This window comes from Sedimentibacter hydroxybenzoicus DSM 7310 (assembly GCF_013403245.1).
Taxonomy (GTDB): Bacteria; Bacillota; Clostridia; order Tissierellales; family Sedimentibacteraceae; genus Sedimentibacter; species Sedimentibacter hydroxybenzoicus.
Map to the genome: position 1 here is coordinate 48,364 of NZ_JACBNQ010000012.1, position 26,065 is coordinate 74,428.

Below are 26,065 nucleotides of genomic sequence, written 5' to 3' on the forward strand. Positions count from 1 at the left end.
TTAAAAACTATTGACTCTTAACCTATTTAACACCTTACCATAACATTGTTAAGGTATTAACAATATTAACGGAGGAAATAGTCTATGAAAAATTTAAAATGTAAGAGATTAATAGCATTTTTATTATCAGTATCGATGATGCTGTCAATGCTAGGGTGTTCTAAATCAGAAACAGGGGTTCAATCACCACAAGAAGAAGGACAATCATTAGGAAAAGAAGGTACACAATCATTAAAAGATGGTACTTATGTTGTGAAAGCAAAAGGTCACAATGGTGAAATGGAAGTGGAAGTAATTTTTGAAAATGGCAATATTAAAGATATTTCTTTAATAAACCATGTTGAAACTACTGTTATAGGAGAAGGCGCATTTAATGCAATAAAGCCGGTAATAATTGAAAATCAGACGTTAAATGTTGATTTAGTTGCAGGTGCTACCGTTTCATCAGCTGCGATTCTTAATGCTGTTTCGCTTGCAATTGAAGAAGCAGGTGGAATACCATCTGATTTTAAAGTAAATGCTGTTGAAAAAAGGACAGCAAAATCAGAAGAAATTACAACAGATGTTGTTGCAATCGGAGCTGGTGTTGCTGGATTAGCCACTGCTATAGAAGCAGTTGATGGTGGTCTGAATGTAATAGTACTTGAAAAAAATGGCGTAATAGGTGGAACAACAGCAAGGTCAGAAGGTATTATTCAAGCAGCAGGAACACAGCTTCAGCTAGATATGGGGATTGAAGACACCGCTGAATCCATGTTTGAGGGAATGAAAGAAGTAATAGGAGATACAGCTGAAGTTGATTTTGATTTTGTAAAAATGACTACTGATCAATCTGCCGGACATATTCAATGGCTTATCGATAAAGGTGTTCCCTTTCAAAAAGAGGTTAAGGCAGTGCATATATATGAACCAAGAAGTATACCACGAGAGCACTTTGCAGAAGAAAAGGGAAGCGGCTTAATTGAGAATATGGCAAAATACGCTGAAGAAAACGGTGCTAAAATATTACTCGACACTGCTGCAACAGAAATTATAAAAGACGGCAATAAAGTAGTAGGAGTTAAAGCGACAAACAAGTATGGTGATGATATAACAATCTATGCTAAGGCAGTTGTTCTGGCTGCCGGAGGATATACAGGTAATAAAGATCTGATGAAAAAATTAAATCCTAATGTTGTTGATTTTGTGTCTGGAGGAATGAATCAAGGTGATGGATATTTACTGGCAGAATCTATGGGTGGAGATATGATAGTAAGACCGGATGCATTATATCACTTTATGTATCTTCTGCCTACATCAATTGTTAATCCCGGAGCAATTGGATTTTTTACCCCTGAGTTGCTTTTAGTAGCTCCTGATGGAAACAGATATGCAGATGAAGCAAGCTACACATTTGATAGAACAAACACCATAATTGATAAAGGTTATGATCATGTTTATGCAGTTGTAAATCAAGAGTTCTATGAAAAGCATAAAGAAGCCGTTGATGAGGGAATTAAGTTTGAAAGGGCATTTAAGGGTGAGACTGTACAGGAATTGGCTGAAAATATGGGATTGGATTCAGTTGCATTAGCTAAAACAGTAGAGAGATATAATGAATTGTGCGACAAAAAAATTGATGAAGATTTTAATAAACCAGCGGAATACCTGCAAAAAATTGAAGGACCCTATTATGGATTAATGCTTACATCAAGCATTGCAGAAACCTTCAATGGTGTTAGAATTAACGAATATGCTCAAGTTATTGGAACTGACGGAAATGTTATTGAAGGTTTCTATGCAGCAGGAAGTTGTGCAATGGCTCAAATGACAAGCCAAAGATACTTTGGTAGTGGAACAGCAATATTAAATGCAATTACATTTGCAAGAGAAGCTTCAAATCATATTATATCAACATTGAATAGATAAAAAACATAATAGAGGAGGTGCTTTTACTTCCTCCTTTTTTATGTTGAATTGAATTATTTCAAAAAAACCAAATAATTTTGACCATTTTAAGATTTGTAAAATTAATCCAAATAACATCTTGAATTTTGCTGAAATAATGCTATTATATAAGTATACAAAGGAGAGCCGATATGTTTGTAGATAAAAACAATCTTAAACCAGGCATGATTTTGGCAGCAGACCTTATTGTAAACGACGGTGAAAATAATGATGTTCTTCTGGTTCAGGGACAAGCATTAAATAATTTTCATATTAAAAAAATTTCAACATATAATTTTGATGGAGCTTATGTTATAGGTGAAGCTTTTAATGATTTATGCCTTGATCCGGAATTAGATAAAGAATTAGAAGCAAAAGCATTGTCGGAAATTAAAAATTTTTATAATAAGCTGGAAAACGATAACAGCAAAGTAACAAATGAATCCATCTCCATATTTTCAGAAGTAGTAGATGAATTGATAGCAGAATTATTATATAAAAAAGAGCTTACAAATAATATTATGATTTTCAGAAATCATGATGAATATACGTATCAACATTGTCTAAGCGTGGCAAATCTAAGTATTTCTACCGGTATATCTTTGGGACTGAAAAATGAAATGCTTCATGATTTAGGTATGGCGGGATTCCTCCATGATATAGGTAAGGTTGTCATTCCAAAAGAAATTATTAACAAAACAGGCAAGCTTACAGAAAATGAATTTAAATTAATGAAAAAGCATCCATTCGCTGCGGTTAATATGTTGAAGGGACTCGTATCTAAAGAAATTCTTGAAGGAATTATATCTCATCATGAAAAATTTGACGGCACAGGTTACCCCTACGGTAAGAAAGGAGAAAACATCAACTTATATGGTAAGATATTGGCAATTTGCGATGTATACCATGCACTGACATCCAACCGTCCGTATAGAAGACCTTGTTTCCCGCCCGAAGTTATAGAGTACTTAATGGGTAATGCGGAAAAACACTTCGATTACGATATACTAAATATATTTTTGAAAAATGTAGTTGCTTTCCCAGTGGGAACATATATAAAACTAAGCAATAAAATGAATGGTGTCGTAATAAAAAATAATCTTGAAAATAATTTAAGACCTATTATCAGAATATTAAATCCCGACAATACTACAGGTGAAGAAATCGATTTATTTAACAATCATACATACATGAATGTTACAATAATTGCATAAATTAATAGATTCAAAAACTTGGACATGGGTATATTTTAAAGTGTGCTTCATATTAAAAATATAGAAGTAATGAGTTCAAAAATTAACCGGGAGGTAATAAGTATGAAGAAAAAAGTTTTAAGCTTAGTCTTAGTGGCATTATTAATTCTAAGCAGTTTCAGCTTCGCATTTGCAACTGACAACATCGAAACTACAAGAATCACTATTATCCACACTAATGACACGCACGCAAGATTGATGGGCACAGATAATGAAATAGGATTTGCTAAAATCGCCACTATCATCAAAGAGACAAAGGAAATAAATCCTAATACGCTGGTTCTTGATGCCGGAGATACCCTGCACGGTATGCCTATTGTTAACATAAGTAAAGGCGAAAATGCATTGAAGGTTTTGTCAGCAGCCGGGTATGATTATATGACAATTGGAAATCATGATTTTAATTATGGACAAGAAAGATTGTTAGAATTAAAGGGCATGTCGGAAGTTGAAATGTTAAGCGCCAATGTCCTTAACGAAAATGGAGAAAGCTTATTTACACCTTATGCTATCAAAGAGATAGGTGGAGTAAAGATTGGAATATTTGGATTGACCACTCCTGAAACAGCTTATAAAACAAGTCCAAGCAACGTTGTGGGTTTAACATTTGCCGATTCGATTGAAATATCTAAAAAAATGGTTGAAGAATTAAAAGACCAAACTGATATAATTATTGCACTTGTGCATATCGGCCTAGATGAAAGTTCAGTGGTAACGTCCAAACAAATTGCCGAACGCGTTGAAGGAATTGACATAATTATAGACGGACACAGCCATACAGTTTTAGATGAAGGTTTAGTTGTAAACAATACTCTTATTGCACAAGCAGGAGAGCACGGTAAAAGTTTAGGCTTTGTAAATATAGATTTGCAAAACGGTCAGATCGTAAGTAAAACAGCTGAATTGGTATCGGCTCAGGCAGTCAAAGAAACTGCAGAAGATCCTGGGATAGTTGAATTACTTGAAGAAATCAATGAATCAAACAAGGAAACTTTCAGCAAGGTTGTAGCTTCAACTGACATATTCTTAGACGGTGTAAGAGAAAATGTAAGAACCAAAGAAACAAACCTTGGTAACTTATCCGCCGATGCGGTAAGAGCTGCTGCGGGCTCAGACATTGGTTTTGTGAACGGTGGAAATATAAGGATTTCTCTTGAAATCGGAGATATAACCTTTGGACAATTAGCGGAATTGTTCCCGTTTGGGAATACTGTCCAGATTAAGAAAATTACAGGTGAAGATTTAATAAAGGTTTTGGAGCATTCTGTTAGCGGATATCCTGCTGCTCAGGGCGGTTTCTTGCACGTAAGCGGAATGTCTTTTGAGTTTGATCCTTCTATGGAAGCGGGCTCAAGAGTTATTGAAGTTACCGTAGGAGATATACTGTTAGATAAGGGCGCAGAATATACTGTAGCAATCAACGACTTCTTAGGTATTGGCGGAGATGGATTCACTATGTTTGAAAAGTATCCGATATACGGTGAAGTCGGTACTTACGAAGAAGTATTTGCAGAATACTTAAATACTAACGGAACAAAGGGAAGTGAAGTTTCGGGAAGAATTACGGTAAAGGAAGAAGTTGTTGAAGAACCGGCTCCTGTTGAGCCCGTTGAACCGACTCCTGTTGAACCCGTTGAACCAGTTCCTGCAGAGATAATTTACATAGTAGTTCCCGGTGATGTTTTATGGAAAATTGCCGAAAAATACAGCACTACATGGGAAGAATTAGCAAGCTATAACAACTTAGCTAATCCGCACTTAATCCTTCCTAGCCAGACTTTGAAAATACCCTCTAAATAGCGATTGAATGACAATTAATCTGCTGCAGGTTAGAAAATGAATATCAATTGGAAAAAGGCGCAAAAACGCCTTTTTCTTCTTTTTGCAACTTAATTACTGCATACGAGATTGCCTATTCTCCCTTGCTAAGTATAAGCACCGTTAGCTCAGGTGGCGCCATAAATCTCATCGGTATCTGGGATGTCCCGAGACCAATGTTTACATAAAGATTTGTCTGTCTGTAATTGTTAAAGCTGTAAAGTCCTCTTGTATATTTTTTTGCCAATAACGGCAATGAATCTACAAACGGCAAATTCACCTGTCCTCCGTGACTGTGTCCGGATAAAAATAAATCAATATCATATTCCAATAAAAAATCTATTACATCCGGCTCATGGCTCAAAACTATATTGTATCTGTCTTCATCAAGCATTCCTGTTATTGTTTCTCTGTCATAGTCTCCAAATATTGAATCATCCATGCCTATAATATTTATATTGAAATCTTCTAAATGTATTTTTTCATTTTTAAGAAGTATAAAACCGCTGTTTTTCATTATTTCCTCATAAACTCTTTCTGCACCTCCGCCATAATCATGATTGCCGTATACGGCATACTTTCCTAAAGGTGCTTCGATAGAATTCAGTATTTCCCATATTTCATTTATATTGTCCTTATTTTCATAATTGTTATATTCATCTATTAAATCGCCTGTAAAAACAACTATGTGCGGAGTTTCTTCATTTATCCTTTCAACAGCTCTCTTTAGGTCATTTTCGTTAAAGTGACTTGAAATATGCGTATCAGAAAACTGAAGTATTTTTAATTTGCCCGCATTTTTATTTAACAAATTACTGTTTATATTTTCATATCGTACTGTTAACAAATTCGGCTCTACAAGCCGAGCATATATAAAAGTTAAAAAAATTATGAATATAATTGTGAATATAAAGATGATTATTTTTTTCACTTAAACTGCTCCCTGATAAAATTCATTTTGAGTATATCAAAATTATAAAAAAAAATAAAGCTAAACTTGTTGTTTGATTTTTATAATTTCAAGTTTACTTTATTTTTTAGCTCATATTTACACGATTTGCCGTTCCTCTTCATCACATATGTAAAACTCAACGTAGTTGGTTAAAATGTCAATATAGTTAAATGATACTACTCTTCTTAATCCATTATTTTCAACATGTACAGTAAAAATGGACGGATAAGTGTCAGCGATTACACCTTCTCTGACAGGTGATCTGCTTTTCCCTTTTTTTACTTTAAATTTTACCTTTTTTCCGACACAACCTTCGACTAATCCCTTGACTCTCGTAACTGAACTAATTGTCAAAAAATCACCTTCTAATCAATATTAAATGAAAAGTGAGGAAATATTATTCATTTAGTAACAGCATTGCCAAAATAATAAAAAATATGTACTGTTTCTTAATTTTGCTCTATTTTTGTCTTGCAAATAATGCTCAAATAGAATATTATAAATAAGCCGATAAAAAATTCAAAAGGAGTGAAAGTAATGGACGAGGTCCCTACGGTCAAACGGAAACACTTAACAAAACTGAATACTTCTCTATTGCTATGTCTTTCAATTTGGTAATAGAGAAAATCTATTATTAAATTGAGGTGAGAAATGCTTGATATATTCAAAACTATCGATGACACTCTTTTCACACTGGAAGAAATTGAGGAAGGTGCATGGATTAATTTAGTTGATCCAACGCCCGACGAATTGGATTTTATTGAAGATAAGCTTTCAGTTGACAGAGATTTTTTAAGAGCAGCACTTGATGAAGAGGAGTCTGCTCGTTTAGACACGGAAAATGACCAGGTGTTAATATTGGTTGATACACCTTATGTAGAAAAAACTGACGAACATATTATTTATGAAACTCTGCCTTTAGGAATTATAATTACAAACAAAAATATTATTACAGTTTGCTTGAAAAATTCAATTGTATTGGACCAATTTGAAAAAAACAGTATCAGAACTTTTTACACATATAAAAAATATAGATTTTTATATCAAATACTTTACAAGAATGCTCAAAGATATCTCTTATATTTAAGACAAATAGACAGAATGAGCAATTATGTTGAAAAGCAGCTTCATGAATCCATGAAAAACAAAGAGCTTATACAGCTTATGGACTTAGAAAAATCCTTGGTTTATATAACAACCGCATTAAAAGCAAATCAGGTTGTGTTAGAGAAAATCCTGAGAATTAATATTATTAAAAAATATTCTGAAGATGAGGATTTGTTAGAGGACGTTATAATTGAAAACAAGCAGGCAATTGAAATGGCAACCATATACAGCGGAATCCTGAGCGGAACGATGGATGCATTTGCTTCTGTAATATCAAACAATTTAAACATAGTTATGAAGCTTTTGACTTCAATTACTATATTAATGGCAATACCAACTATGTTTTCAAGCTTCTATGGTATGAATGTAATGAATCTTCCATTTGCAGCTTCTCCCTATGGTTTTTGGATAGTATTGGGGATTTCAGTATTGACATCAGGAATTGTAGGATTTGTATTAGCTAAAAAGAATTTATTTTAGCGATAGCTAAGAATCACAAAAAATGAACAGCACCCGGTTTCATCAATTACACACCTGAAACCGGGTGCTATTCATTTTGAAATTCACATTCTGCTTTTGGGGGAATCACCTCTTCCGTATATGTAAAACATTCATTTTACTGAATATAGTAAGTTTCCTTTTAATAAAATTTAAAATTTTCTTTATTTTATCTGGTATATTCAATAAAACTTATGTTGTATTTATTATATACCCAATAAAAAATTTTTTAATCATAATTCTGTATATTTTTTTGTGTTTATTCATTTATATTTTGGCTTGTTAAAAAATGCTGATTGGTATATAATTAATCAAGGTCTGTAAAAGGGGTAAAAAATGATTAAGCTATATTCCTACGGAAAAATTAATTTATTCTTAGATGTTAAGGGTAAACTTGAAAACAGCTATCACTCAATACGCACTGTTATGCAGTCGATAGATTTGTATGATGAAATTCAGCTGATATCCACAGAAGATAACAAAATTTTGATCGAATGTAATTCCCCATCCATACCTCTAAATGAAGAAAATACATGCTATAAAGCTGCTTCTCATATTAAAGAAAAGTATCATATAAATTCCGGCGTCATCATAAAAATAAATAAGGTAATACCTTCTGAAGCAGGGCTTGCAGGAGGAAGCAGTAACTCCGCGGCAGTGATAAAAGGCCTAAACAAGCTTTGGAAATTAAATCTGTCAGTTGAAGAGCTTTTGTCAATAGGTGTTAACATAGGTGCAGATGTTCCTTTTTGCATAAACGGAGGAACGTATCTGGCAGAGGGCATTGGTGAAAAACTCACAAAATTAAACGACTTTAAATGGGACTATATACTATTGATTAAACCTGAGTTTTCAATGTCAACTGCTTTTGTGTACAATAATTTGACTACAGATAACTATAATTTACATACAAATAACAAAATAATTAATTATATAAAGCATGATGATTATCTTAGCACTGCAAAATCAACAGCAAATACTTTGGAAAGGGTAGTGGAAAAATTTCATCCTGAAATAAATGATATAAAAAACATTATGCTCCAAGAAGGTGCAATAAGTTCTTTGATGACAGGAAGCGGCTCGGCAATGTACGGATTGTTCCCTGATATTAAAAGCTTAAATTCTGCATATGATGCATTTAAGGGTATTTATCATCAAGTATACATGACTAGGACAAATACATTCGGTGTCAAAATATTTGATTAATGTTAAAAATATTTGGGTATCAACAATTTTATAAAATAAATGCGAGGGACACTATGAAAAAGATTTTAATATTAATAATGGCAATATTGCTGGTTGGATGTTCAAATCCAATTATTCCGGACAATGAAGATAACGAAAATCCTAATGAATCTGAAAACATCGAAAAGGAAGTCGAAAAGGAAGCAATAATGGCTCCTGACTTTCAGCTTGAATCACTTGATGGCAGCACTATAAAATTAAGTGAAGTAATAAAGGATAAGAATGTTATTTTAAATTTCTGGGCAACCTGGTGCGGTTTTTGTGTAGTTGAAATGCCTGATTTAGAAAAATTACAGGAAGCTCATGCCGATGATTTGTTGGTGCTTACCATAAATGTCGGTGAAACTAAGGAAAAAGTGCAAAAATTTGTAGAAGAAAATAATTTAAATCTTACGGTAGTTCTTGATGAGGAAATGAAAGTTAATAATAATTACGGTGTTCGTTCGTATCCTACTACCATAGCCATAAATAAAAAAGGTGAAGCAATAGGAGGCTATGTAGGTATGCTCACATATGAACAAATGGAACAGTTGTACGGATATTTTGAAGAATAATAATTAAAAGTCATCTAAGATTGCTTGTGTCATTCCGAGCGATAGTGAAGTGTGTCCCCTTACCGCTGACAGATCCCTCGCTGTCGCTCAGGATGACAAGTACAAACTTAAGCGCTTAGATGATTTTTGTTATGCCTATGATATTAATGACTTCATTGTATCAATCACATAATCTATATCTTCCTTTGTAACGTCTATGTGGCACACGAATCTGTATTCATCTGCTTCTATGCCGTTTATCTTTATGTTTTTTTCATACAGCTTTTCTATCAATGTTTTTTCGGATATGACGTCTTCTGCCATTCTGAAGAAAACCATATCTATATCTAATCTGTCTCTTACAACCTCAACGCCTGGAAGCTCCGACAATCTTTGTGCCATGTATTTAGCATTTTCATGATCCTCATGTAACCTGTCCGCCATTTTTTCCAAAGCAATGATACCTGCAGCCGCAATAATTCCTACCTGTCTCATTCCTCCGCCCATCAGTTTTCTGTATTTTCTTGCTTTGTCTATAAAGCTTTTGCTTCCTGCAATCATCGAGCCTGCCGGTGCGGCTAGACCTTTAGATAAACAAAACATTACCGAATCGCAATTTGCGGTAATTTCTTTAGGATCTACTCCTAAAGACACTGCCGCATTAAACAATCTTGCACCGTCCATGTGAACAGGTATGGAGTGCTTTTCCGCTATATCCTTAATCTCCTTCAAAATGCTTAACGGAACAACTGAACCGCAGCCGTGAGCTTCTTCGACGCAAATAAGCCCTGTTTCAGGCTCATGTATGTCATCCACACGAATTGCATTCTCCACATCGATTGGCTTCATTATTCCGTTTACAGTTTCTAACGTCCTGAGCTGCACTCCGGCTATAACTGCTGAGCCGCCTACTTCATGGACAACTATATGATTATTTTTGCCTATTATTACTTCCTGCCCTCTGTTTGTATGTGTCAAAAGGGCTAATTGATTTCCAAAAGTACCGCTGGGAACAAACAAAGCAGCTTCCTTTCCAACCTTTTCGGCAGCCAATTTTTCAAGCTTATTTATTGTCGGATCATCTCCGTAAACATCGTCACCGACCTCGGCGTTAGCAATTGCTTGTCTCATTTCATCCGTAGGCATTGTAACAGTATCACTTCTTAAATCTATAAATTTCATAATACACCTTCCTGTTTATTCAAAAGTTTGCATGCCTTTATAACATGTTTTGCAAGTATGGCAGTTGTGACAGAGCCAACTCCTCCCGGAACGGGAGTAATTAAGCTTGCCTTGTCTATACATTCATCTGTTTTTACATCACCTGTCATTGTTCCTTCTTCGTCAACATTTATTCCCACATCTATTACTACTGCGCCATCCTTTACAAAATTGCCGTCTACCATTTGTGATTTCCCCACCGCAGCAATTAAGATATCGGCGTTTCTCGTAACATCACTTAAATTCTTAGTTTTGGAATGACAAACAGTAACTGTAGCATCCTCTTTCAATAAAAGCATAGCCATCGGTTTACCTACAACCATAGACCTTCCAAGCACAACAGAGTTGCTTCCTTTTAAGTTAACCTTATTATATTTTAATATTTCCATGGCTGCTAACGGAGTACATGGAGGAAACCCTGTTTCATCTCCTTCATAAACCTTTGCGGCATTTATAGGGTTAAAACAATCAATATCTTTTTCAGGTCTGATAATAAATTTAACATCATCCTCATTGATTTGCTTTGGCAGAGGTCTGAATAACAGTATACCGTGGACTGATTCATCATCATTAACCTTTTTTAACGCCAAAATAAAATTTTCCTGACTGATATCTATAGGTAATTTTAAAACCTCACACAATATATTGCATGATTCCATCCTCTTTAATGCGGCTCTTTCATAAGCCAGATCATCTTCTCTTTCACCGACCCTTACGATCATAAGCTTCGGGTTTATACCTTTTTGTTTGATTTTTTCTGCTGCTTCCTTAACTTCCTGCGTGATAACGTTAGCAACATCCTTGCCTTTTATTAAATCGCCCATTTTCATCTCCTGTTTTAATTATAGCTATTTATTCATTATAGTATATATCAAAAACCTACCATATTACAATATATTAAATTGACAATTTATATCAAATTGATTAACATAGATAATAGTTTTATACAAAGGAGCAGAATATGAGTGACTTAAGACAAAATAAAATGGGAACTGAATCCATGACAAAGCTTGTGATAGGTATGTCTCTTCCTCCTATATTTTCAATGTTTATACAGGCAATGTACAATGTAGTTGACAGCATATTTGTATCAAAATTAGGTATGGAGGCATTGACGGCAGTATCTCTTGCATTTCCGATGCAGCAAATTTTAGTTGCCTTGTTTGTGGGAACCGGAGCAGGTACATCATCAATTATTGCCAGGCGCCTTGGTTCAGGAGATATGGAAACAGCAAATAAAGCCGCAAGCCATAGCATTATAATAAGCATTCTTTATTCTTTTATAATGGTATTTCTCGGACTATTTTTCACAGACTTTTTTGTTTCGATCTTTACTGAGGATCCATATTTACAATCTTTAACTTCACAGTATTTAAGAATAATATTGATTTTTTCATTCAGCAACTTCATCTATCATGCAGGTATGTCAATATTGCAATCTACAGGAAACACTCTGACTCCCATGCTGGCTCAGCTAGTAGGAGCCATAGCCAATATTATATTGGACCCGATAATGATTTTCGGTCTTTTGGGATTTCCCGCAATGGGTGTAAGAGGTGCGGCATATGCAACAGTTATAGGACAGCTTATATCGCTAATCATAATTTTTTACGTATTTAAAAAGGATAAATCCATAGAAATAAAGCTCAGAGGATTTAAATTTGAAAAAGTAATTTTAAAGGATATATTTTCTGTTTCGTTACCTGCAATTGTAATGCAATCCTTAGCTTCTGTCATGATAAGCGGATTAAATATAATTTTGATATCCTTCAGCGAAGCTGCAGTATCTGTTTTAGGGATATACTTCAAGCTTCAGTCCTTCGTATTTATGCCTGTATTTGGCATGATGCAGGCACATAGAGCAATTATAGGATACAATTTCGGTGCAAAAAACAAAGAACGAGTATTAGGTTCGTTAAAAACAACACTGATATTTTCTTTAATTATTATGGTTTTAGGAACCCTTATTTTCCAATTCCTTACGGAGCCTATGCTCAATTTGTTTGACAGCAATGAGGAAATGATGGAAATAGGTATCAATGCACTTAGAATCATAAGCTGGACATTTGCTCCAGCTGCTGTAGGTATAACCATAAGCTCGACCTTTCAGGCATTTGGAAAGGGAATTTTAAGCTTAATAATATCATTTGCCAGACAGCTGATAGTATTACTGCCTGCTGCTTATGCCCTATCAAAAATAGGAGGTTTGGACTTATTCTGGTACTCATTTACTATTTCAGAGATTGCAGCATTTTTAATTTCCGTTCCTACCATAATCTATTATCTGAAATCTACATTTAAATATTGGAACACTCAATCATTGTAAACAGCAAAATGAATGTGGTCTTCCCACTTTCCGTTAATCTCCAGGTAGCGTTTTGAGAAACCTTCCCTCTCAAAATTAAGCTTTTCCATTACCTTAAGAGATCTTAAGTTTCGGGGAACCACATTTGCCTCTATCCTGTGAAGTTCGAAATCGTCAAACATTATTTGAACCGTTCTTTCTATTGCTTCTGTCATATATCCGTTATTTATTTCATCTTTATCTAATTTATATCCTAAAAAGCACGATTTGAAGTTTCCCATAATTATATTGCTGTAGCATACATTTCCTATCAGCTTATTGTCATCCTTTTTAACAATCCAAAACCTCACTAGCCTTTTATCCTTAAACATATCATATTCCGTAAAAAGCTTTTTCTTTTGATATGACAAAGTATAGAAATCCCTTGTACGCCTTGGCTCCCATTCATTCAGGAAGCTATGGTTTCTTTTATAGTAATCCAATACTTCGGCTGCATTTTTTGGTTTTAAAATCCGCAGATATAATCTGTCTGAATCGTATCTTGTTTGCCTGAACATATTTTACTCCTTTTTAATTGTAATTGAGGACATTCCTCTGACTTCCAGAGAATTTCCCTTTAGAAAGAGGTGTGTCCACTTTTCTCTGACGTTTAATTCTATATGCCTTATAAATATAAGTCAACTATTTTGCTTTACTATATATTTTTTTTATGATAGTATATTAAAATATTGAAAGGTTAACGTATGAAAGGATGAGCTTTTTGGTTAAAAACAATAAAATATTTTTAATATTTACTTTGTTTTATTTATACATTACTATCGCGCTCTTTGAAAGCACAAAAGGGAACTTTATTCCTTTTTTTATGGAAGAGTTTAATATAAACAACAGTACTATAAGCTTAATCCTCAGCATAAATACGGTGGGAGCTATAATCGGAAGTTTTCTGGCAGGACATCTGTGTGAAACTAAAGGTCACAAGTTTGTATATATAATTGGCTCGGTAATTTCAACAATTGCAGTATTGATTGCCCCATTTACTAACAATGTATTCAGTTTGGGACTGTTCAACTTTATTTTTGGATTAGGAAGATCCTTTATAGCCATAGGTGTTGATTCCATGGTGCCGGTGCTTTCCGTAGGCTTTGAATCAATACTTATGAACATAACTCATTTCATGTACGGAATGGGAAACTTTGCGGGACAAAGTGCAATAGGTGTATTGCTTTCTCAAGGAAATACCTGGAGAAATATTTATATTTATCTTCTTATATTTTTCGTCATAGCAATAATAATGTCTTTGGTTATAAAAACACCCAATATACATATCAAAAGCGAAAAAACATATAAGAAAGAGGATTTTTATAAAAATCCTTATGTCTACATGCTTATCATAGCTCTTACATTTGGACTAATCTCTGAAACTGTAATGCATACATGGTTTATAAGCTATATGAGAGGAACGTACGGACTTGATCCTGCAGGTGCAGCAAAATATGCATCTATTTATTTTTTATTGTTTGCATTGGGAAGGCTGTTTGGAGGATTTGTACTGAACAAAACAGGCAACATAAAGGGTCTGGCAATGTCTTTAGTTATAAGCTCAGCTTTTATCATTATCGGCTTACAGATAAAAAGCAGCGGACTAATATTAATAGCAGCATCAGGATTGTTTGTATCCATAACCTTTCCTACAATGATGGTTATTATAAGCTCCGTATTTAATCAAAACGCATCCTATGCAATCGGCTTTATTGTAACGATAAGCAATATACTAAATGTAATAATGTTTAACATTGTAGGAGCATTAAATGACATTTTAGGAACATATCGAGCTTTTTATACCGCTCCGATTGCTCTGATATGCTGTGTAATTATGCTGATATTAATAATACTAAAAGAAAAAAAAGAAAATTCAATACATAAATTGGAGGATTAAATGTCAATAGAAAAATTAATAATACCTGAGGGCTATGTAAGCAAGCTTTCACTTTTAGAAACTCAAATTGCAATAAAAAAAATAAAGGATTTCTTTGAATCTGAGCTGTCAAGAAACCTATCACTCATAAGAGTATCTGCTCCACTTATGGTAAGACCTGAATCAGGTCTTAACGATGATTTGAACGGTATTGAAAGAGCAGTCCGTTTTGACATGCTGGAAACTAAGTATGATGTTGAAATAGTTCAATCATTGGCTAAATGGAAGAGAATGGCCCTTGGAAGCTACAGATTTGATACGTATACAGGACTTTATACGGATATGAACGCTATCAGAAGAGATGAGGATTTGGATAACATACATTCTATTTATGTTGACCAGTGGGATTGGGAAAAAATAATTAAAAAAGAAGACAGAAATAAAGATACCCTGATGCAAATAGTAAAACAAATTTATAATGCATTCAAATCTACAGAAAAGTATCTGGAAAGCTTGTATCCATTTTTAAGAAATGAGCTTCCTGAGGATATTTATTTTATTACAACCGAAGAGCTTTTACAGTTATATCCCGATAAAACTCCTAAAGAAAGAGAATATTTGATTACAAAGGATAAAAAAGCGGTATTTTTGACTGAAGTAGGTAAAAAATTATCTGACGGCACAATCCATGACGGCCGTGCGGCAGACTATGATGACTGGAACTTAAACGGAGATATATTATTTTATTTCTCTACATTGGATATTGCATTAGAGCTGTCGTCAATGGGTATCAGAGTTGATAAGGAGGCTTTGCTTAGCCAATTAACAGAAAGAAATCAGATGCATAAAGCTGATTTTCCTTTCCATCAGGATGTAATAAACGAAAAAGTGCCTTTTACTATCGGAGGCGGAATCGGACAATCAAGAATGTGCATGTACTTCTTACAAAAAGCACATATAGGAGAAGTTCAATCAGCGGTGTGGTCAGAGGACATGATAGAATTGTGCAGAAAAAACGAAATACATTTACTGTAGAATAACAATGCTGCTCTATAGCAATGAAATATAAAAAATTCAGGAATATCCTGAATTTTTTATATTAAATTCATTTTTCGGGCCTCGAACGAAAGCTCTTCTCTGAATTTCGGATGCGAAATATTTATTAACTCTTTTACTCTTTCTCTTATTGATTTACACTTTAACCTTGCAACTCCATATTCAGTTACTATATAATCAACTTCGTTACGAGGTGTTGTAACTATCGATCCCGCTGTTAAAATGGGCTTTATTTTTGTAATTGTTTCATTTTTAGCGGTTGACTGGATAGCAATTATAGATTTACCTCCATTAGATTTGGCCGCACCCCTTACAAAATCTACTTGACCTCCTACACCTGTATATTGTCTTGGTCCTAAAGATTCTGAACTTACCTGACCAAACAAATCCACCTCTAAGCATGAGTTTATAGAAATTAAATTATCATTCATTCCTATAACATAAGGATCATTGACATAATTTACAGGATGAAATTCCACTCCGATATTGTCGTTTATAAAGTCATACATTCTTTTAGACCCTAATGCAAATGTTACTATACTTTTGCCTTCATGTATGGTTTTTCTGCTGTTTGTTATAATGCCTTGCTCTATTAGATCAACCATGCTTTCAGTAAAAAGTTCAGAATGTATCCCTAAATCATATTTGTTTTTTAATGCAACAGCCGCTGCATTTGGAATCCCTCCGATTCCAAGCTGTAAGGTCGCTCCGTCAGGCACCAGTTCAGCGATGTTATCTCCAATAATTTGTTCAACATCTGAAATATTTTTAGAAGAAAGCTCCGGCAATGAGCGGTTGTGTTCACAAACCGCATCAACCTCATTAATGTGTATAAAGCAGTTACCATGAGTTCTCGGCATATTTTCATTAACTTCCAAAAATATCTTTTTAGCTGCCTTCTTTAACGTCATTGAGCAGTCACCACTTACTCCAAAGCTGAAATACCCATGCTCATCCATTGGGGATACTGCAGCATAAAACACATCAGGATTTAAGTAATCCTCATAATAAGAAGGCATTTGGTGATAATATGCGGGAATATATTCAATTTTATTATCCCAGACTGCTTTTCTTACAGTATCAGATCCTATAAACAAAGATATATGATCAAATTTTCCCTTTAAATCGGTATTTTCCCATAATGCATTATTTGAAATAGATAAAAGGGTTATTTGAATTATTCCATTTAAATTTTCATTAATTGCACGATTTGCAATGGCTTCCGGAATAGAAACCGGCTCTCCTGCTCCAATAACAGTTGCACACATTGTATTAGATTCGATTTGTTTTGCTATTTCATCAGCTGTTAAAAGTTTTTGATTGTAAACATCTTTCCATATATTCATAGTCTCTCCTTCAATTCAATGGCAGTGTCAGTAAGACACTGCCATTTTATATTTTTGTGCGATGTTGTCATATCGCAGTATATAATAGTAAATTTAAAATTTCTTTATTTTTAGAAAAATATAACCAGTACTGCTAAAGATACTACCGTAATAATAGTTGGTATTACTACAGTTGTCACAAATATATGCTTGTATGCATTCTTGTGAGTAAGTCCAAGTACTGCAAGTGTCAGGAATATTCCCGGTGAATGCGGTAAAGTATCTAATGCACCGGCAGATATACTCACCAAACGATGCAGAAGATCTAAATTTGCACCTGATGCTAAAAAGCTGTCTGTAAATGCACTGAACATTATTCTTAATCCGCCTGATGATGATCCTGTTATAGCAGATACTACGCTCGTAGCAACAACACCTTGTGTATATGGATTCATTTTCAAGCTTAATACCCAGTCAACTATTGATGCAAAAGCCTGAGAGTTTGATACTACGGCTCCAAAAGCAACAACTCCCGCAAATCCTCCAATAGCGCCGATACCGCCTTCTAATCCGGAAGATATTATCTTTTTAATATTTTTCCCTTTGAATTTATCAAGATTGAGAACACATACAACCACAGTACCGGCTAACATAGCTCCCGTAGCAAGCATGGTTGAATTAAGTCCGAATCTGCTTCCTGCTACAATAATAGAAAGCAATATTATTATAGGTAAAAATGCTTTGATGGGTGATGGCAGCATACTGCGATCCTGAATTTCATTTTTTTCAATATCAAAACCTTCAGGATTTACCCAGCATTCGTTATTAGCTCTTACTTTCTTTTCACTGTAATTAAAATAAAACAACGTCATTACAATAAATGCTATTGAAGCAACAATTCCGAAAATAGGAGCAGCAGTTAATGTTGTTCCCAGAAATTCAGTAGGGATTACGTTTGTAAGCGCAGGCGTTCCCGGAAGAGAAGTCATTGTAATTGTCGACGAGCCGGCCGCTGTTGCAGCTACTATTAAATGCCGAGGCAAATTTGCTTCTTTGAAAAGCGTGTATGCAATTGGTGCCAAAGCATATATAACAACAAACAGGCTTATACCTCCATAGGTCAGCACTACAGTAATCGCATAGCAAACAAGTAACACTCTTGCCCTGCCGAACCAGTCAATAAACTGATACGCTATAGATGTTGCACTTCCGGATTCACTCATAAAATTAGCGTACATGCTTGAGCAGCATAATAACAAGAAATATCCTGCATAAGCCCCTACGTAACCGTTCATATAGAATTCTGAAAATCCCTGCCATATGCTGATTCCATTTGTAAGTATTACTACAAGGGAAGCCAGAAGTGTAGATGCAAGAGCACCTAATCCTCTGTATGCGCCAACGGCAAGTACTATTACCGCTAAAAAAAGACCAATAATAGCAAACGTATTCATAATATTTTCTCCTTTATATTTTAATATTTTTTAATAAATAATTTTCTTTATTCATTGAAAACATCAAGTTGTACCCCTGCCTATAGAGGCAGGGAACATCTTAATTCAGTTATAAATACTTAATAAATGTTCTGTATTTTCTACGATCTATACATTGCACCATTTATGCTAAGTGTAACTCCGCTTACAAATCCTGCCTCTTCTGATGCAAGAAAAGCTGTGGCCGCTGCAATATCTTCAGGTTCGCCCGGTCTGCCAACCGGAATACTTGCAATTATTTCGTTTCTGATCTTCTCCGGAATTTCCTGTGTCATAGCAGTTTCAATAAAACCCGGCGCTATAGCATTAACAGTAATTCCCTTTTTCCCCAATTCCATAGACAGAGTCTTAGTCAATCCGATTATCCCTGCTTTTGCTGCCGAATAATTTGCCTGTCCAAAGTTTCCGGAAAGACCGACAACCGAACTTAAGCTTATGATTCTGCCGTATTTGTTTAACTCCATATATTTACTTAATTCCTGTGTAACAATAAATACAGATTTCAAATCAGAATCAATCACTTCATCCCATTGCTCATCAGTCATCTTTTTAAAAGATGAATCTCTGGTTATCCCTGCATTGTTGACTAATATGTCAATACTTCCGTATTTTTCAATAACCTTTTCTCCAAGAGCTTTAACCTCTTCCCTGTTTGTTACATTGCATTTAAGACCAAATGCTTCTCCACCATCATTTTTTATTTCAGCAACAGCTTCATTTACTTTATCTGCATTTCTGCTTGTTACTACGACCTTTACACCTTCTTTTGCAAGTCTTTTCGCTATTGCAAGTCCGATACCCTGAGTGGAGCCTGTTACAACCGCAACCCTATTATTAAATATCATGATATACCTCCCTTGGCGTTATTATTTAGGATTTTGTTCCATTTCAAAGATACCTGCCGCACCCATTCCCCCGCCAATGCACATGGTTATCAATGCATATCTGCCATTTGTGCGTTTCAGTTCGGATAGTGCCTTGCAAGTAAGAACTGTACCGGTAGCACCAAGCGGATGTCCTAAAGCCATAGCACCTCCATTTGGATTAATTTTCCCCAAAGGCAGCTTTAATTCACGTATACATGCGATTGTCTGCGATGCAAATGCCTCATTGATTTCAATTACGTCCATATCATCAATAGTCAGACCGGTACGCTTCATCACTTTAGGCACAGCAACAATGGGACCTAAACCCATAATATCGGCAGCAACACCACCGACAGCAAAAGATACAAATTTCGCAACAGGAGTATAGCCAAGCTCTTCTGCCTTTTCACGTGCCATCAATATAATAAATCCAGTTCCGTCAGTCATCTGTGATGATGTAGCAGCAGTTACTGCACCATCTTCCTTGAATGGTGTTTTTAATTCAGCCAGCTCTAACATATTTGTATTTGGTCGTATTCCTTCGTCTTGTGATATAACAATCAATCCGTTATCTGTTTCTACTGTTATGGGAATAATCTCATCAATGAATTTTCCGGCATCTCGAGCAGCTGCTGCCTTTCTATGACTTTCTACAGCAATTGCTTCCATTTCATATCTTGTTATTTCACAGCGTTCAGCAACATTTTCGGCAGTCAGACCCATAGAAATGTAAGTTCCGGGAATTTGTTCTGACAAAAGTGCATCCTGATATTCTACTGGATGCAGCATGTTCATGTCAGTCATCATTTCAATTCCGCCGGCTATTACTACATCCATCTGATTTGCCATAATTGCATTCGCAGCCGCAGCTACAGTTTGAAGACCGGATGAACAAAACCTATTGACTGTCTGCCCCGGTACAGAATCAGGCAAACCTGCGCGCTGAGCAATCAAACGACCTATATTATAACCTGTATATCTTTCCGGTGTAGCACATCCTACAATAACATCATCAATAACAGCCGTATCAAAGCCGGGCAGCTTTGCGATAACGCCTTTCAGTGTCTGTGCACCATATTCTATGGGATGAGTCTTTGCGAAAGAACCTTTATATGCTTTAGCTAAAGGTGAGCGTCCATACGCCACTACAACCGCATCTCTTTTGTTGTTCATAGTTACCTCCTAAAACTTTAATTAATACCAAGCATTTCACGTGCTTCTGCAGGAGTAGCCGGCTGCTTGCCAAATTCCCTGACAATTCTTACGGCTCTATCAACCATCGATGGATTTGTTGCCTTCTCTCCATGAGACATATAAAGATTATCCTCCAGACCAACGCGCAAATGTCCCCCTAGGGCTAAAGCTGCATACATAATCGGAAGATGTGCTTTTCCTATTCCGCAAGCCGACCATATAGTGCCTTCCGGAAGATGCTGTGACAAATATAGTAAATTTTCAACAGTTGCATCCATTCCTCCTAAAACCCCAAGGACAAGCTGGCACCACATAGGTTTTTCGATATATCCTTTTTCAATATAATGTTTTGCATTTCCAAGCATGCCGTAATCAAATATCTCCACTTCCGGTTTAACATTATACTGATTGTAAACATTACATAGCTTCTTTAAGAAAGAAGGATTGTTATCAAATATTCCAATATCTCCCCAATTAAATGACCCAATATCGCACGAGCCCATTTCAATCTCCGGAATTCCGATAAAATGGGCCATCCTTTCTTCTTCTGATAAATCAGCTGCTCCGGATGATGTGCAGTTAATAATTACATCACAATCCTTATGTTCTCTTATTAAGCGAACACTTTCTCTGAATCTTTCTATGTCCATAGTACCTTGACCATTTTCATCTCTCATATGAAGATGTACAATAGCAGCTCCTGACTTCCAGCTTGCATAAGCAGCATCAGCTATTTCCTGAGGCGTGTATGGAACAGCCGGATTCTTCTCTTTTGGTGACCAGGCACCTGTTAAAGCACATGAAATTATTACTTTATCTTTCATAATAAATCCTCCTAAATTTTTTATTTTTATGATTCAGATATAATTTATGTTATTTTGCTTTGTACATATCGTAAGTAAACCAATTGCTACTAAAATATTTTAGATTGCTCATGGACAAAGGTAATTCTTTGTTCTCAATTTTTTTAACGATTTCAATAACAGTATCGTTAAATGGAGTCGTAATTCCATGCTTTTTGCCTACTTCAGAAACGTAACCGTTAATCATTTCAACCTCTGTAATCTTGCCTTTTTCCAAATCCTGAAGCATACTTGCCTTGGCATTAGGTGCAAATGAATACATGTATATAAACATCTTCTGATTTTCATTAAATTGCTCTTGATCCTTAATAGACAAGGAATCAGGAGATAAACCCAAAACCAATGGCGGTAATTTATAGCCTTCTGCCTCACAACAAACCTTAACCTCACGTCCTAAATAGCTCACGCAGGCCCTTGCTTTTTCATTCTGCATCACTTCACCAAATGTACATCCGCAAGCAGCAGACATGCCGCTCACACATGCATTATTGACCAGCTTACCCCACCTGGAAGCCATAAGGTTAGCCGACACCGACGTTGTACCCATATGGTTCAGAATCTCTGCAATTTTCTGTATACGGTCGGTAATTTTCCCGTTAATTTCTCCAATATCAAAGAAATGGTCAAGATTGCTCACATCTTGTGTCAATTCTGAGACTCCGGGAGCAGAAAAAGTTGCACTCCATAATACTGCACCGCCAACCGTACGGTTTTCACCAATATACTTTGCAACAAAAGGCTCCGGTACACCGTTCTGAAGTGTACAAACAGTACTGTTTTCACCAAGATGAGGAATCAACCGAGGAAGAACAACTTCATTAGCTGTTTGTTTCGTAAACAAAAAGACAATGTCATAAACACCTTCCATTTCATCGGGTGTATATGCTTTGACAGGAACCTTGAAATCGACTTTTCCAATAATATGAGCACCCTTTTCATTCAATGCTTTTACATGCTCTTCGTAGCTGTCGATAAAATCTACAGGACATCCATTCTTTATTAAGAATGCACCTAGTACGGTACCCATAGCCCCACAACCCACAATAGCAATTCTCATAATATTAACCTCCTAATATTACATTCAAAAAATATTTATATTAACAACCTTATAAAAGCAACTATTATGCCAATATGTTTTATTTATATAAACGGATATAATTATTGTAAATTTCTGTTATTTAAAGTGTTGAAAACACAACGAAACCACATGATATAAATTTTTAGGCTTCGTATAATATATTTGAATTTTTCCATAAAAATATATTTGCGATATTGCAAATATTCGCATTTACGCAAATTATTCTTGCATTATCGCGAATTTGATAATATAATTTAACTTAACGTATATAGCGAAGGGGGATTTTTAATGGAACAAAACTGCGAATTTTTATCTATAATATTAGAAAATATAGATATTGGTATTTTTGTATTGGACGCAGAAGGCAATTACCTGTACGTTAATAATGAATATTGCAACATTCTTAATAGACCAAAGGATAGTTATGATGGCATGTCTATTCCAAAATTTAAAGAGCAGGGATACCTGACTTACAGTGTCTGGGAAATGGTCATGGAGAAAAAAGAGCCCGTAACCACTATTGTCACAATTAATGATTTTATATTTCATAAGGTGTATCATTTTTTTACTACCGCTACCCCGACCTTTAATACAGATGGCTCAATCAAGTACATTTTTTTTACACAGGAGCCAATTGAAAAGACAAGCAAGCGTATTCAGACCGGTATGCTAAACCGTCATGTCATAACAGATCATATGATTAATCCAAGGGATAAGCAATTTGATATCATAGCTGAAAGTCCCCAAATGAAGCAATTGCTGGAAATGCTATCTCAAGTATCGAAGACAGATGCATCAATACTAATTTCGGGACCATCAGGAGTCGGAAAAGAGGTTTTAACAAAGTATGTTCATCAAACGAGCCTTCGCAGCAAGGGACCGTTTGTTGTATTGAATTGTGCTGCAATTCACGAAAATCTTATAGAATCCGAACTGTTTGGTTATGAGAAAGGTGCCTTCAGCGGAGCATCTTCTTCAGGGAAAGAAGGGATGATAGAAACAGCTAACGGCGGAACCTTGTTTTTAGATGAAATCAACTCTATGCCCCTTGAGCTTCAGGCAAAACTTTTACGTGTGCTTGAAACTAAACAGGTTATTCGTTTAGGATCTGTATTACCGAAAAAAATTGACTTTCGTTTGATATGCGCAACGAATGAAAATCTTTTAACTCTTGTTAATGAAAAACTGTTTCGTGAAGATTTATTTTACCGTATTAATGTAATATCAGCATATATACCTCCGTTAAGTGAGCGCAAGGAAGATATAATACCCTTAGCTTTATTTTATTTGCAATATTTTTGTGATAAATACAGCTGTGTAAAAGCATTTCATGAAGATCTGTTAAATTCCATGCTTTCTTATGAGTGGCCCGGAAATGTCAGGGAGCTACGAAATTTTATCGAACGTCTGATTATAACATCCCCTGATACAGAGCTTGTAATTTCAGACATTCCGCAGAAAATTATCGTACAAAATGCAGGGAAAGCAACCAGTACAGTTACACAGCCAAATTTGCCGTCAATTGACGGTATCCCTATGAAGCCCAACGAAACATTTTCATTAAAATCTTATATGGATGAATGCGAAGAGCAGTTGCTGCGCAATCTTTTAGCACAGCATAAATCACCATCAAAGGTGGCACAATTACTAAAGCTCAATCTATCAAATGTTTATCGCAAAATAAATAAATATAATTTGAAGTCTATAATAGAATAGTCTACATTATAAGACATCGTAATCACTTAGAACGCAGTGACAAAATATAACTAAAAAGAGATAATTGAACAATTTTCAATTATCTCTTTTAATGCTGTGTATTGGTTCTACGATTCATTTTACTCTACATCCTTGGACCCACACTTCCTTTAAAATTGCGTTATAGTTTTCCATATTTGCCAAAACCAACAATTGATTTAATGTAGCGTAATCTCTGATGTTTCCACTTTTACCGGAGTTTTCGTCTCTCCATTGCTTAGCGGTTATTCCAAACAAAGCTACATTTAATACGTCGGCTTCGTTAGCATATGTCATCGAAATTTGGTAAGAAGTCAATTCCGGCGGAATTAAATTTTCTTTGATGGCATCTGTATGAATTCGATAATTTAGCTTTGAAATTTCACGGTTCAAATTCCAGTTCAGTGAAAGTGTGCTGCTTTTATCACTCTTGAGTCTTTTATAGTCTTTAATAATATAGAGTTTGAATTCTGCCGATATCCAAGATGCAAATTCAAAAGCAATGTCAGAATGTGCAAAAGTTCCTCCGTAACGTCCTGATTTAGATACAATGCCAATGGCATTTGTATTTTTTATCCATTTTTGAGGTGATAGTGTGAAAGCATTATAACCGGCTTCTTTTTTAAACCTATCGAATTCGATAGGTTTAAAATTAGGATTATGCAATTGTTCCCATAATCCTAAAAATTCAATAGTATCTTTGCTTCTTATCCAATTATTAATAACAATAAATGGTTCGTCGCTTTTGTATCGTGCGATGTCTGTAAGAGATATAAACTCATCCACTGTTAATGTTTCATACAGGGAATAACCTGAATCTCATATATATCTTAATATTTGGTAAAGCATCTACATAAGCGGTGTCTATTTTTTAAATGGATTCTCGAATACTATGAGTATCTCTCTCATAGGACTATCGTACTTATTACTGTCTTTGAAGAAATCCTCAGCATATCATAATGGTGCATTAGTGGAAATTGAAGCGATTGCCGAATTTCAGGATTAGGGGATATCACATATGCAATCTTCGCTTTATTTCGGCTAAAAGCTTTCTATCTTCAAATATTAAGATTGTCGATAGAGAGATTATACTTGTTACGATACATATGAGGGATGGGTACAATACGCTCAACCCTCCGGTAAATATGAATATTATGGGTATTATGCCGAACAATCCGTCAATGATTATATATACGATATAATCCTCAATGTAAAGCTTTAACACCTTCGAAATAACTGCCATTGAGAGCATTGCAAAAAAGCATACAAATGGTATCACATAGCTTATGGACCAGCTTCTCCATCCGGTCAAATAATCCCAAACGATGGCTATTACGGATATTATCATTACCTGGTAGATTATGTTTTTATGAATGTTTTTTCGTTTATTGATTGCAGTAATCAAGCTTGCCCAGACAGAGCCAAGCCCTCCCAATATAAATATCGACCATGCTCCCCAATCATCGAGAAGAATATTTAAAGCAGCCGTCGTGCTTGCTATTATAATTGAAACTAACAGCAATATTTTAAAAAAGAAGCTGTGTTCTTTGTATACAAACATAATCTGAGGAAAAACCTCGTCCTGGGATTTATCTCCCTTTAGTGTTTCCTGACACAGCGGGCAATTCTTTCTGTTGCCTACAACTTCAACTTTACAATTATTACAATATTTCACTTTAGCAC

The 26,065-nt window shown here is 35.2% G+C and carries 23 protein-coding genes; 10 read left to right on the top strand and 13 right to left on the bottom strand.

Annotated features, from left to right (window positions below; genetic code table 11):
- Positions 1 to 84: 84 nt before the first annotated feature.
- From HZF24_RS11145 to HZF24_RS11155, 3 genes are all read left to right on the top strand, one after another.
- Positions 85 to 1,908, top strand: a complete 1,824-nt coding sequence (locus tag HZF24_RS11145) for an FAD-dependent oxidoreductase (protein WP_179238400.1) — start codon at positions 85 to 87, stop codon at positions 1,906 to 1,908.
- A gap of 170 nt (positions 1,909 to 2,078) precedes the next feature.
- Complete coding sequence (locus tag HZF24_RS11150; protein WP_179238401.1) at positions 2,079 to 3,140, top strand: HD-GYP domain-containing protein; 1,062 nt, start codon at positions 2,079 to 2,081, stop codon at positions 3,138 to 3,140.
- A 102-nt stretch (positions 3,141 to 3,242) separates the two neighbouring features.
- Entirely contained in the window at positions 3,243 to 4,979 is a 1,737-nt protein-coding gene (locus tag HZF24_RS11155) for a 5'-nucleotidase C-terminal domain-containing protein (protein WP_179238402.1), read from the top strand.
- 112 nt (positions 4,980 to 5,091) lie between these two features.
- Here HZF24_RS11155 and HZF24_RS11160 read toward each other — a convergent pair whose 3' ends face one another.
- On the bottom strand, positions 5,092 to 5,928 hold the full coding sequence (locus HZF24_RS11160) for a metallophosphoesterase (protein WP_179238403.1): 837 nt from the start codon (positions 5,926 to 5,928) through the stop codon (positions 5,092 to 5,094).
- 117 nt (positions 5,929 to 6,045) lie between these two features.
- Entirely contained in the window at positions 6,046 to 6,303 is a 258-nt protein-coding gene (locus HZF24_RS11165; protein WP_179238404.1) for a Veg family protein, read from the bottom strand.
- Between the two features lie 297 nt (positions 6,304 to 6,600).
- Here HZF24_RS11165 and HZF24_RS11170 point away from each other — a divergent pair, with 297 nt between their 5' ends.
- From HZF24_RS11170 to HZF24_RS11180, 3 genes are all read left to right on the top strand, one after another.
- On the top strand, positions 6,601 to 7,536 hold the full coding sequence (locus tag HZF24_RS11170) for a magnesium transporter CorA family protein (RefSeq protein WP_179238405.1): 936 nt from the start codon (positions 6,601 to 6,603) through the stop codon (positions 7,534 to 7,536).
- Positions 7,537 to 7,890: 354 nt separating this feature from the next.
- The gene (gene ispE / locus HZF24_RS11175; protein ID WP_179238406.1) at positions 7,891 to 8,760 is read left to right on the top strand and encodes a 4-(cytidine 5'-diphospho)-2-C-methyl-D-erythritol kinase; all 870 of its coding nucleotides are present in this window, start codon (positions 7,891 to 7,893) and stop codon (positions 8,758 to 8,760) included.
- 53 nt (positions 8,761 to 8,813) lie between these two features.
- Positions 8,814 to 9,353: a TlpA family protein disulfide reductase gene (locus HZF24_RS11180; RefSeq protein ID WP_179238407.1), complete on the top strand. Its 540-nt coding sequence runs from the start codon at positions 8,814 to 8,816 to the stop codon at positions 9,351 to 9,353.
- Positions 9,354 to 9,488: 135 nt separating this feature from the next.
- On the opposite strand, the gene ltaE is transcribed toward HZF24_RS11180, so the two are convergent.
- On the bottom strand, positions 9,489 to 10,514 hold the full coding sequence (gene ltaE / locus HZF24_RS11185; protein ID WP_179238408.1) for a low-specificity L-threonine aldolase: 1,026 nt from the start codon (positions 10,512 to 10,514) through the stop codon (positions 9,489 to 9,491).
- The gene (locus HZF24_RS11190) at positions 10,511 to 11,377 is read right to left on the bottom strand and encodes a bifunctional 5,10-methylenetetrahydrofolate dehydrogenase/5,10-methenyltetrahydrofolate cyclohydrolase (RefSeq protein ID WP_179238409.1); all 867 of its coding nucleotides are present in this window, start codon (positions 11,375 to 11,377) and stop codon (positions 10,511 to 10,513) included. Before HZF24_RS11190 ends, ltaE begins: the two co-directional genes overlap by 4 nt.
- A gap of 137 nt (positions 11,378 to 11,514) precedes the next feature.
- On the opposite strand from HZF24_RS11190, the gene HZF24_RS11195 reads away from it, so the two are divergent.
- Positions 11,515 to 12,879: an MATE family efflux transporter gene (locus tag HZF24_RS11195; protein ID WP_179238410.1), complete on the top strand. Its 1,365-nt coding sequence runs from the start codon at positions 11,515 to 11,517 to the stop codon at positions 12,877 to 12,879.
- Here the strand turns inward: HZF24_RS11195 and HZF24_RS11200 are convergent.
- A complete protein-coding gene (locus HZF24_RS11200; RefSeq protein ID WP_179238411.1) occupies positions 12,867 to 13,415 on the bottom strand; it encodes a GNAT family N-acetyltransferase in 549 nt (182 codons plus the stop codon). The genes HZF24_RS11195 and HZF24_RS11200 overlap by 13 nt on opposite strands.
- 194 nt (positions 13,416 to 13,609) lie before the next feature.
- On the opposite strand from HZF24_RS11200, the gene HZF24_RS11205 reads away from it, so the two are divergent.
- Positions 13,610 to 14,794, top strand: coding sequence for an MFS transporter (locus tag HZF24_RS11205; protein ID WP_246346082.1), 1,185 nt, complete (start codon positions 13,610 to 13,612; stop codon positions 14,792 to 14,794).
- A 6-nt stretch (positions 14,795 to 14,800) separates the two neighbouring features.
- Complete coding sequence (gene asnA / locus HZF24_RS11210) at positions 14,801 to 15,808, top strand: aspartate--ammonia ligase (protein WP_179238454.1); 1,008 nt, start codon at positions 14,801 to 14,803, stop codon at positions 15,806 to 15,808.
- Between the two features lie 59 nt (positions 15,809 to 15,867).
- Here asnA and HZF24_RS11215 read toward each other — a convergent pair whose 3' ends face one another.
- From HZF24_RS11215 to HZF24_RS11240, 6 genes are all read right to left on the bottom strand, one after another.
- Positions 15,868 to 17,175 (bottom strand): acetyl-CoA hydrolase/transferase family protein, encoded by a 1,308-nt coding sequence (locus tag HZF24_RS11215; RefSeq protein WP_179238413.1) that lies wholly within the window; start codon positions 17,173 to 17,175, stop codon positions 15,868 to 15,870.
- A 110-nt stretch (positions 17,176 to 17,285) separates the two neighbouring features.
- On the bottom strand, positions 17,286 to 18,608 hold the full coding sequence (locus tag HZF24_RS11220; RefSeq protein ID WP_179238414.1) for a GntP family permease: 1,323 nt from the start codon (positions 18,606 to 18,608) through the stop codon (positions 17,286 to 17,288).
- Positions 18,609 to 18,748: 140 nt separating this feature from the next.
- A complete protein-coding gene (gene fabG / locus HZF24_RS11225; RefSeq protein WP_179238415.1) occupies positions 18,749 to 19,492 on the bottom strand; it encodes a 3-oxoacyl-[acyl-carrier-protein] reductase in 744 nt (247 codons plus the stop codon).
- Positions 19,493 to 19,513: 21 nt separating this feature from the next.
- Positions 19,514 to 20,686, bottom strand: coding sequence for a thiolase family protein (locus HZF24_RS11230; RefSeq protein ID WP_179238416.1), 1,173 nt, complete (start codon positions 20,684 to 20,686; stop codon positions 19,514 to 19,516).
- 17 nt (positions 20,687 to 20,703) lie between these two features.
- Positions 20,704 to 21,531 (bottom strand): BKACE family enzyme, encoded by an 828-nt coding sequence (locus HZF24_RS11235; RefSeq protein WP_179238417.1) that lies wholly within the window; start codon positions 21,529 to 21,531, stop codon positions 20,704 to 20,706.
- Positions 21,532 to 21,580: 49 nt separating this feature from the next.
- Positions 21,581 to 22,627 (bottom strand): ketopantoate reductase family protein, encoded by a 1,047-nt coding sequence (locus HZF24_RS11240; RefSeq protein WP_179238418.1) that lies wholly within the window; start codon positions 22,625 to 22,627, stop codon positions 21,581 to 21,583.
- 309 nt (positions 22,628 to 22,936) lie between these two features.
- Between HZF24_RS11240 and HZF24_RS11245 the strand changes: the two genes are divergently transcribed.
- Positions 22,937 to 24,364, top strand: a complete 1,428-nt coding sequence (locus HZF24_RS11245; protein WP_179238419.1) for a sigma-54 interaction domain-containing protein — start codon at positions 22,937 to 22,939, stop codon at positions 24,362 to 24,364.
- Between the two features lie 114 nt (positions 24,365 to 24,478).
- On the opposite strand, the gene HZF24_RS11250 is transcribed toward HZF24_RS11245, so the two are convergent.
- Positions 24,479 to 25,168: a KilA-N domain-containing protein gene (locus tag HZF24_RS11250; RefSeq protein WP_322790738.1), complete on the bottom strand. Its 690-nt coding sequence runs from the start codon at positions 25,166 to 25,168 to the stop codon at positions 24,479 to 24,481.
- A 226-nt stretch (positions 25,169 to 25,394) separates the two neighbouring features.
- Complete coding sequence (locus tag HZF24_RS11255; protein WP_179238420.1) at positions 25,395 to 26,057, bottom strand: DUF6320 domain-containing protein; 663 nt, start codon at positions 26,055 to 26,057, stop codon at positions 25,395 to 25,397.
- Positions 26,058 to 26,065: the final 8 nt, after the last annotated feature.

What these genes read in the sequence shown, in the direction of transcription:
- HZF24_RS11145 (WP_179238400.1), top strand. Translation starts at nt 85, where the DNA reads ATGAAAAATTTAAAATGTAAGAGATTAATAGCATTTTTATTATCAGTA.
- HZF24_RS11150 (WP_179238401.1), top strand. Translation starts at nt 2,079, where the DNA reads ATGTTTGTAGATAAAAACAATCTTAAACCAGGCATGATTTTGGCAGCA.
- HZF24_RS11155 (WP_179238402.1), top strand. Translation starts at nt 3,243, where the DNA reads ATGAAGAAAAAAGTTTTAAGCTTAGTCTTAGTGGCATTATTAATTCTA.
- HZF24_RS11170 (WP_179238405.1), top strand. Translation starts at nt 6,601, where the DNA reads ATGCTTGATATATTCAAAACTATCGATGACACTCTTTTCACACTGGAA.
- ispE (WP_179238406.1), top strand. Translation starts at nt 7,891, where the DNA reads ATGATTAAGCTATATTCCTACGGAAAAATTAATTTATTCTTAGATGTT.
- HZF24_RS11180 (WP_179238407.1), top strand. Translation starts at nt 8,814, where the DNA reads ATGAAAAAGATTTTAATATTAATAATGGCAATATTGCTGGTTGGATGT.
- ltaE (WP_179238408.1), bottom strand. Translation starts at nt 10,514, where the DNA reads ATGAAATTTATAGATTTAAGAAGTGATACTGTTACAATGCCTACGGAT.
- HZF24_RS11190 (WP_179238409.1), bottom strand. Translation starts at nt 11,377, where the DNA reads ATGGGCGATTTAATAAAAGGCAAGGATGTTGCTAACGTTATCACGCAG.
- HZF24_RS11195 (WP_179238410.1), top strand. Translation starts at nt 11,515, where the DNA reads ATGAGTGACTTAAGACAAAATAAAATGGGAACTGAATCCATGACAAAG.
- HZF24_RS11200 (WP_179238411.1), bottom strand. Translation starts at nt 13,415, where the DNA reads ATGTTCAGGCAAACAAGATACGATTCAGACAGATTATATCTGCGGATT.
- HZF24_RS11205 (WP_246346082.1), top strand. Translation starts at nt 13,610, where the DNA reads ATGAGCTTTTTGGTTAAAAACAATAAAATATTTTTAATATTTACTTTG.
- HZF24_RS11215 (WP_179238413.1), bottom strand. Translation starts at nt 17,175, where the DNA reads ATGAATATATGGAAAGATGTTTACAATCAAAAACTTTTAACAGCTGAT.
- HZF24_RS11220 (WP_179238414.1), bottom strand. Translation starts at nt 18,608, where the DNA reads ATGAATACGTTTGCTATTATTGGTCTTTTTTTAGCGGTAATAGTACTT.
- fabG (WP_179238415.1), bottom strand. Translation starts at nt 19,492, where the DNA reads ATGATATTTAATAATAGGGTTGCGGTTGTAACAGGCTCCACTCAGGGT.
- HZF24_RS11230 (WP_179238416.1), bottom strand. Translation starts at nt 20,686, where the DNA reads ATGAACAACAAAAGAGATGCGGTTGTAGTGGCGTATGGACGCTCACCT.
- HZF24_RS11235 (WP_179238417.1), bottom strand. Translation starts at nt 21,531, where the DNA reads ATGAAAGATAAAGTAATAATTTCATGTGCTTTAACAGGTGCCTGGTCA.
- HZF24_RS11240 (WP_179238418.1), bottom strand. Translation starts at nt 22,627, where the DNA reads ATGAGAATTGCTATTGTGGGTTGTGGGGCTATGGGTACCGTACTAGGT.
- HZF24_RS11245 (WP_179238419.1), top strand. Translation starts at nt 22,937, where the DNA reads ATGGAACAAAACTGCGAATTTTTATCTATAATATTAGAAAATATAGAT.